This is a genomic window from Mesorhizobium sp. M4A.F.Ca.ET.090.04.2.1 (genome assembly GCF_003999085.1).
In the GTDB taxonomy this organism is placed as follows: Bacteria; Pseudomonadota; Alphaproteobacteria; order Rhizobiales; family Rhizobiaceae; genus Mesorhizobium.
In genome coordinates this window covers 1-3807 of record NZ_RZOT01000566.1, presented here as the reverse complement: position 1 = coordinate 3807, position 3807 = coordinate 1, and the positions used below count along the sequence as shown (strand labels likewise).

The 3807-nt window shown below is 61.8% G+C and carries 3 protein-coding genes; 2 read left to right on the top strand and 1 reads right to left on the bottom strand.

Annotation, left to right across the window (positions count from 1 at the left end; translation table 11 throughout):
• Positions 1 to 28 precede the first annotated feature (28 nt).
• Positions 29 to 379: a helix-turn-helix domain-containing protein gene (locus EN781_RS28180; RefSeq protein WP_126055127.1), complete on the top strand. Its 351-nt coding sequence runs from the start codon at positions 29 to 31 to the stop codon at positions 377 to 379.
• 71 nt (positions 380 to 450) lie between these two features.
• Positions 451 to 966 (top strand): CAP domain-containing protein, encoded by a 516-nt coding sequence (locus tag EN781_RS28175; RefSeq protein WP_127400543.1) that lies wholly within the window; start codon positions 451 to 453, stop codon positions 964 to 966.
• A 7-nt stretch (positions 967 to 973) separates the two neighbouring features.
• Here the strand turns inward: EN781_RS28175 and EN781_RS28170 are convergent, their stop codons facing one another.
• A complete protein-coding gene (locus EN781_RS28170; RefSeq protein WP_245492672.1) occupies positions 974 to 3637 on the bottom strand; it encodes an EAL domain-containing protein in 2664 nt (887 codons plus the stop codon).
• Between the last annotated feature and the right edge of the window lie 170 nt (positions 3638 to 3807).

The following is a 3807-nucleotide window of genomic DNA, read 5'->3' as shown; positions in this document are numbered from 1 at the left end:
ATTCTGTAACCACGCCCCCAGGTCCCCAATGAAAGATGTCATTTCGTGCTGCCCGATCGAAGAGACCATGCGCGTGCTCAGCGGCCGCTGGCCGACCTTGCTGCTCTATTATCTGAAGGACGGGACCAAACGCTTCAGCGAGCTCCGGCGTGACAATCCGACCGTGTCGCATCGCATTCTGGCGCTGGAGTTGCGCAAGCTGGAGGACGCCGGCATCGTGCGGCGCACGGCGCATCAGGGCTATCCGCTGCGCGTCGACTACGACCTCACGGAAGCGGGCCGCGGGCTTGTGCCGCTGATCGATGCGCTCGGCGCCTGGTGGGAGCATACGCAAGACGACCGGATCGGCCAAGGTTCGCCCGCCGCGAAAGCCGCCTAGGACCAGGCGCGTCGGGAGATTTTCGTCGCCCTGCCCGGCAAAAGCCATGATCGCCATTATGTCAGGCGGGCATGACCGTTGCTAGAATCGAAACCCACCAGATCCCGGACCTGAACAGGCGCCTGCTGCTCAAAGGCGCTGGCATAGCCGCTTTGGCCGGGCTCGCCGCATGCTCGACCACTGTGCTGCCGACCGGAGAAGGCGCCGGGGTCTCCTCCTCCGCCACCGGGACGCTCGCCGGCATCCGGTCTTCGGCCGGGCTCCCGCCACTGGCGGCCGATGCGCAGCTCGCACAGGCGGCGCTGCAGCAGGCCGGCTATATGGCGTCACGTGCCCGCATGAGCCACACCACCGGCTGGGGCAAGGACTTCGCCTCGCGCATGAAGGACAACGGCGTACGCGGCGCCGCAGGCGAGAACATCGCCGAGGGCCGCTTCGACCTGCAGAAGCTGTTCGACATCTGGATGCATTCGGACGGCCACCGCCGCAACATGCTCGACCCGGACTTTTCCCGCTTCGGCCTCGCCTATGTGCGCGACGGCCGCGATCCGAGCCTGCGCTACTGGAGCCTCGTGCTCGGGAGATAGGCCTCGCCTATCCCTGTTTTGTCGTCAGAGTTCCCGACGCCGGAACGCCTTGGCCGTCATCCGCCACGCTCGCCGTGTGGAGCAGTTTCTCGATGCCCTGGGCAGAGACCGGCTTGCTGAAATGATAGCCCTGCATTTCATCGCAATTGTTCTTGCGCAGGAAGGCCACCTGGTCGTCTGTCTCGACTCCCTCGGCAATGACCCTAAGATGCAGATTCTGACCCAGTGAAATCACGGCGCTGGCGACAGCCTGATCGTTCTCGTCGGCGGCGAGATCCTTGATGAATGACTTGTCGATCTTCAGCCGCGCCACGGGAAAGGTCTTGAGCGCGCTGAGGCTGGAATAGCCTGTTCCGAAATCGTCGATCGAAATCTGAACCCCCAGGCTCTGCAAGGCGTCCATCGTCGCGACCGCCAATTCGACGTCCTGCATGATAAGGCTCTCGGTTACCTCGAGCTCGAGATGTCTGGCCTCCAGGCCGCTGTCCGTCAGCGCGTTCACGACACGGCCAATCAGGTTCGGTTCCCTGAATTGCCGCGCCGAGACGTTTACGCATACGGTCAGGGGTGGCAGACCGGCATCCTGCCAGGCCTTGTTCTGCCGACAGGCTTCGTGCAGGACCCAGTCGCCGATCGGTACGATCAGCCCGGTCTCCTCGGCGGTCGGAATGAACGTGTCCGGCGCCACCATGCCTCGCGTCGGATGCTTCCAACGCAGCAAAGCCTCGACCGCAAAGACGTCTCCTGAGCGAAGATCGACCTGCGGCTGATAGAGCAGAATGAATTCCGAGCGAGCCAGGGCATTTCGCAACTCCTCCTGAAGCAGGAATTTCTCATGCGCCCTGGTGTTGAACTCGGGAGCGTAGAACTGGAAATTGTCGCGGCCGAATTCCTTCGCGCGGTACATGGCAGCATCGGCATTGGCCAGCAGCTGATCTGGATTCGTCCCATCCTTGGGATAGTTGGCGATGCCGATGCTGGCCGTCGCCCTCAGCCGATGCCTTCCCAGATGAACCGGCTCCGCGATCGCTGCCCGGATCTTTTGCAGGGTCTCGGAGATCAGATCGACATTCGTCGGCTGGTCGAACAGGACTATGACGAACTCGTCGCCGCCAAGCCGCACGACTGTGTCGGTCGGCCTTACGCATTCGACCATGCGGTTGGCGACGGTCTTCAGCAGTACGTCGCCGGCGTTGTGGCCGAGCGTGTCGTTGACGAGTTTGAAATTGTCGAGGTCGATGAACACCACCGTCACCCAGCGATCGTACCGCTGCGCATAGAGCAGAGCCTGCGAGAGCCGGTCCTCGAGCAGAGCGCGATTTGGAAGCCCTGTCAGCACATCATGGTTGGCCATGAAATGAATCTGGTCTTCAGCCAGTTTGCGCTCGATGGCGATCCCTGCAATCCGTGTCGTGAAGTCGATCAGCCGCGTTTCGGCCTCGGTCGGTTCGCGCACCGTCATCGAATACATCGCAAAGACACCGAGCACGGCGCCTTGATGCGATAGGATCGGGGTCGACCAGCAGGAACGATAGCCGAAGGGCGCCACCACCTGACGGTATTCTTCCCAAAGCGGGTCCTGCATGATGTCCGCGACGATGACCGGCTCCCGCCGGTAGACGGCGGTGCCACATGATCCAACCTTGGGGCCGATGGCGATCCCGTCGATGGCATCGGTATATTCTTTCGCCAGGCTCGGCGCGCCGCCGTGCCGCAAATGGCTGCCGTCCTTGTCGAGCAGCAGGACGGAACCGAATATCCCCGTCAACTGCGACTCGACGAGGCGCATCAGACGGTCGAGCACGTCTTCGAGCAGGGCGCTCATTGCGATCATTTCCAGGATATGCGCCTGCCCGTCCCGAAGGACGTCCGCCTGCTTGCGTGCGGTGACATCGTGAGCGATGCCAACCAGTCCGATGACGTCATTCTGGGCATTGCGCAGCGGCACCTTTGTCGATGACACCCACTTGCCGGCGCCCAATGCATCGACAATGAACTCTTCCTTGTCGATCATTGGTTGCCCGCTGCTGAGCACGTTCTGCTCCACAGCGCGAAATTTCCGAGCAAGTTCCGGGGCATGGAGATCAAAATCGGTCAAACCGACCATGTCGCTGGTCTTCTCCCTTCCGCTGTCGAGCGCGAGAGCCCTGTTCGCCACGATGAAGCGGCTTTCCGTGTCCTTGACCCAGAGATAGTCGGGCACCCAGTCGATCAGCGTTTGCAGCGAGATGCGCTCAGCGGCGATCTGTCGATTGGCAGCGAGCGCCGTAATGTCCTCATGCGTGGCCACCCAACTGCCGTCGGGCATAGGCTGGTGGCAGACCTGAATTGTCCGACCGTCGGCGAGGTTGGCGGTCCATACTCTTGGTGCCGTGCCCGAATTGGCGGAGCGGGCCAATGCAAGATAGGCGTCGGCATCGGTCGCGGAGGTTCCGACAGCGACGCGAAGTGCGACGATTTCCCGGAGCGTTAGCCCCGGCCGCAATTGCTCAGGCGCAATGTGGTAGATTTCCGCATAGCGGCGGTTGGACAGGATCAGCCGTTCACCGGCGTCGAAAAAGCAGATGCCCTGCGAAACGTTGTCGATCGCCGTCTCAAATCGCAGCGCCTGCCCTTCGAGCGATGCGATCCTGGCTCGAAGATCGCGCTCGAGCGTTTCGTATGAAGCCATCGTCAGCTTTGCCAGCGCCGCAAGATTGGCCGACTCGGGTGCTTCGGCGGCTTTCCTGGATGATTTCGTGCCCAAACAGAGTTCCTCCAGTTTGGTGCCGGCGCAAAGCGACACGGCTCGCCTTCAACCCAAAAGCGACCGCATCGTGATCGATATATACTAATGGTAGG